The organism is Burkholderia sp. (assembly GCF_018375725.1).
GTDB lineage: Bacteria > Pseudomonadota > Gammaproteobacteria > Burkholderiales > Burkholderiaceae > Burkholderia.
On the sequence record NZ_JAHACR010000353.1, the window covers coordinates 1 to 4,004 of the forward strand.

A 4,004-nucleotide genomic window follows, 5' to 3' on the forward strand; every position below is an offset into this window, starting at 1 on the left:
CGCCGCGTCGAACACCGCGTCCGTAAATGCCGGCGACTACGGCTGCGGCATATTGCGCGGCACGTACAGCAACCCCTGCGACTGGTAGTCGAACGGGCTCGCAAGCGTCATCGACCGGCGCGCGCTGAGCCCCATCTGAGCCGCGTAGTGCGTGAAATCACCCCGCACCGACAGCGTCGCTGACGTGAATACCCATGCGCGCGGCACGCCGGCGCGCTGCTTCGCAAAGATCGGCGCGACGGAAAGCGGCGTCTCGTGCAACTGGACGGTATGCGAGAACACCTCGATCCAGCGCACTTTCCCGTTGAGATCGTCGCCGTCGGCCGCTGCCTCGTCCGCTTCGGCCTGCGCGGCGCCGGGCGCCACCCAGCCGGCCAGCAGATCCTGCAATTCCCGTGCGCGCCGCAGGCACGCGCCGAGCGATTCCGCACGCTCCGCCTGGCTGGCGAGCGCGGACGCCAGCGCATCGAGTGCCGCCTAGAGCGCATCGAGCGCGCCGAACAACGGATGATCGTCGCCGAGCTGCGCGAGCGATACGCGCACGATCGTGTCGTCCGCAAACGCGAGCCGCACGTCGCGCGCCGCACGCTCGAGCGCCGCGCCGAGCTTCACCCACTCGACGGCGTCGCGCGCATGGCTCAGGCCTTCCGCGACCGTATCGCGCGCCAGCTCGAGAATCTGCGTCGTCGACAGCGTCTCGCCGAAGAACAGCGTCGCCGTCTCCGGCAGCTGGTGCGCCTCGTCGAAGATGACCGTGTTCGCGCTCGGCAGCAGCTCGGCCATGCCGGTGTCGCGCAACATGATGTCGGCAAAGAACAGGTGATGATTGACGACGACGACGTCGGCCTGCTGCGCCTCGCGCCGTGCCTGCATCACGAAGCATTCCTTGTAATGCGGACACTCCTGGCCGAGACAGTTGTCGCGCGTCGACGTGACCATCGACCACACCGGCGCATTCTCCGGCACGCTCGCGAGTTCGGCCTTGTCGCCGCTGCGCGTGATCTTCGCGAAGCGGACGATCTCCTGCAGATAGGCCGTGTCCTGACGCGACGGCAGCCGCCCGTTGTCGGCGGTGCGCTGCAGGTAGTAATGGCACAGATAGTTCGAACGGCCCTTCAGCATCGCAACCGTCACCGGCACCGCGAGCGCGTCGCGCACAGTCGGGATGTCGCGCAGGAACAGCTGGTCCTGCAGATGCTTCGTGCCGGTCGACACGATGACCTTGCCGCCCCACAGCATCGCGGGCACGAGATACGCATAGGTCTTGCCGGTGCCGGTGCCGGCCTCGACGATCAGCGTGTTGTCGCCCGCGTCGGCGTCCGCATCCGCGGTCGGTTGCGCGGCGGCATCGGTGCCGGATTCGCCCGCGTTGTCCGCCTCGTTCTGCAACCGGCGCGACGGGCGCTTGCGGGTGTCGAAAATCTCGGGCTCGGGCATCCGGCGCGCGGACGCTTCCATCGCGGCCGCGACTGCGCGCGCCATCTCGATCTGCGACGCACGGGGTCGGTAGCCATCGAGCGTACGCGCGAACAGGCCGCCGTCACCGAAGATCGCGTCGAGTTCGTCGACGCGCTTGCGGCTCAGCGCATACGTGATTTCGGGCGCACGAACGCGCCCGGCGGACGAATCGTCTCGCCGGGCATCGGGAGTGGCTTCAAGCGGTGAATTCAAGGCAAGCGTTCCTGTGTCCAGCGCCCAGGCGGCGCCGGCGCTTGCCAGGCCGCGCTCAGGCGCGCTTATCCGGTTCCAGCTGCGATTGCAGCATGATGATCTTGTCTTTGGCCAGCAGCTTTTCCTTCTTCAGCCTATGCAGCGCGACGTCGTCGATGTCGGAACGACCTTCCTTCAGCTCGATTTCGCGAGCCAGCTGGCGGTGGTGCTCCTCCAGGGAAGCCAAACGGTTGTGCAATTCCTGCTGCTCCGCATGACGGTTTTGCATACTCGCCTCCTCATCGATACGGCGCACCGGCATGCGCGCCGGTGCGCTTGAGACTGCTTTCCGGATCAACCTTCCAACACGTTACTGCCCCTGCTGCCTGGCCTTCTCGGCCGCGTCCTTCTGGCGCTGCTCCACGTCGGCCTTGTGCTGCGCCGCTTCCTGCTGCTTCTTCTCGTAGCGCGCGGCGTTGTTCGCCCGCTCCTGCGCCTTTTGCGCACCCTGCTGGCGCGCCGCGTCGAGCCTGCGCTGGAAGTCGGCCTGCTTCTGCTCATAAGCCTGCTGGTTCGCCGCGCGCTGCGGGCCTTCCGCGCCGCGCTCCGCCTGCTTCAGCGCGTTCTGTTGCTGCTTGTCGCGATAGGCGGCCGCATTTGCCGCTTCGTTCGCCGCACGCTGCGGCGCCTCCGCCGCATGTTGCGCCGCCTTCAGCGCGATTTGCTGATCGCGCTGCTGCGCGCGCAGCGCACGCTCCTCGTCATCAAGTGCGAGCTGCTCGTGCTGAATGCGCGAACGCTCCTCCCGCATCCTGTCGCGCGCCTTGCCGAGGCAGGCGTTGACGAAGAACTTGCTGTAGCAGTCGTGCTCGGCCACGGCATAACGATAATCGTTTTCCGCACTGCGTTGATTGAGCACTTTTTGACGCGCGTCGAAATTCGGAGCGACACCGCCCTCGGCGGGCGCCGGAGCGGCGTCGGCCGAGACCTGTGCGAACACGCCTGACGCCCCAAAGGACAAAGCCGCGGCGAGCGCTGCGGCGAGCGCGACGAGAGGAAATCGGGAAATTGGCAACGTCGTAGGAAAGCTGCGGGACATGCGTCAAATTCTATCACCCCGCGGATGGACGCTCTGCCATTTATGGCAAAATGCCCCGCTTCACTCACCCGCGGCGCCTGGCCCGAAGGGCTCGCCTGGCGGCCCTGCCCCGGCCGGCGGCGCGATCTCAGCAGGCAGAAGCTCAACAACGATATGACGGAAACCGTAGCACTCAAGATCGTACAGCGCATCGCCACCGAACTGACCGTCCAGCCACGCCAGGTCGCGGCGGCAGTGCAACTCCTCGACGAAGGCTCGACCGTTCCGTTCATCGCACGGTACCGCAAGGAAGTGACCGGCAACCTGGACGACACGCAGCTGCGCCAGCTCGAAGAGCGCCTCCTGTATCTGCGCGAACTCGAAGATCGCCGCGCATCGATCCTCTCCAGCATCGACGAACAGGGCAAGCTGACCGACGAGCTGCGCGCCGCGATCGACGGCGCCGACAGCAAGCAGGTGCTCGAAGACCTGTATCTCCCGTACAAGCCGAAGCGCCGCACCCGCGCCCAGATCGCCCGCGAAGCCGGCCTGGAGCCGCTCGCGCAGGCACTGCTCGGCAATCCGCTGCTCGATCCGCAGACCGAAGCCGCCGCCTACGTGGACGCCGACAAAGGTGTCGCCGACGTGAAAGCGGCGCTCGACGGCGCGCGCGACATCTTGTCCGAGCAATTCGGCGAAACGGCCGAACTGCTCGGCAAGCTGCGCGAATACCTGCACAACCAGGGCGTGGTCTCGTCGGCAGTCGTCGAAGGCAAGGAGAACGAAGAAGGCGAGAAATTCCGCGATTACTACGACTACGCGGAAACGATCAAGACCGTGCCGTCGCACCGTGCGCTTGCGCTGTTCCGCGGCCGCAATGCGGGTGTCCTGACGATCAGGCTCGGCCTCGGCGAGGAACTCGACGCCCAGGTGCCGCATCCCGGCGAGGCGATGATCGCGCGCCATGTCGGCATCGCGAACCAGAACCGTCCCGCCGACAAATGGCTGTCGGACGTGTGCCGCTGGTGCTGGCGCGTCAAGGTGCAGCCGCATATCGAGAACGAACTGCTCACGCAATTGCGCGAAACCGCCGAACACGAGGCGATCCGCGTGTTCGCGCGCAACCTGAAAGACCTGCTGCTCGCCGCGCCGGCCGGCCCGAAGGCTGTAATCGGCCTCGACCCCGGCTTGCGGACCGGCGTGAAGGTCGCGGTCGTGGACCGCACCGGCAAGCTGCTCGCGACCGACACGATCTACCCGCACGAGCCGCGCCGCG

The 4,004-nt window shown here is 66.7% G+C and carries 3 protein-coding genes and 1 pseudogene; 1 reads left to right on the top strand and 3 read right to left on the bottom strand.

Features of this window, described 5'->3' with window-relative positions:
• Positions 1-39: 39 nt before the first annotated feature.
• The 3 genes and pseudogenes from KH616_RS22510 to KH616_RS22520 form a co-directional block, all read right to left on the bottom strand.
• Positions 40-1,671: pseudogene (locus KH616_RS22510) on the bottom strand (ATP-dependent DNA helicase); the annotation flags it as partial.
• 55 nt (positions 1,672-1,726) lie between these two features.
• Positions 1,727-1,939, bottom strand: coding sequence for a YdcH family protein (locus KH616_RS22515; protein ID WP_292252115.1), 213 nt, complete (start codon positions 1,937-1,939; stop codon positions 1,727-1,729).
• Between the two features lie 81 nt (positions 1,940-2,020).
• The gene (locus KH616_RS22520) at positions 2,021-2,749 is read right to left on the bottom strand and encodes a hypothetical protein (RefSeq protein WP_292252116.1); all 729 of its coding nucleotides are present in this window, start codon (positions 2,747-2,749) and stop codon (positions 2,021-2,023) included.
• A gap of 153 nt (positions 2,750-2,902) precedes the next feature.
• Here KH616_RS22520 and KH616_RS22525 point away from each other — a divergent pair.
• The coding region (locus KH616_RS22525) for a Tex-like N-terminal domain-containing protein (RefSeq protein WP_292252117.1) at positions 2,903-4,004 on the top strand (1,102 nt) is incomplete at its 3' end.

Coding starts and splice junctions, on each gene's coding strand:
- KH616_RS22520 (WP_292252116.1), bottom strand. CDS start 2,749: ATGTCCCGCAGCTTTCCTACGACGTTGCCAATTTCCCGATTTCCTCTC.
- KH616_RS22515 (WP_292252115.1), bottom strand. CDS start 1,939: ATGCAAAACCGTCATGCGGAGCAGCAGGAATTGCACAACCGTTTGGCT.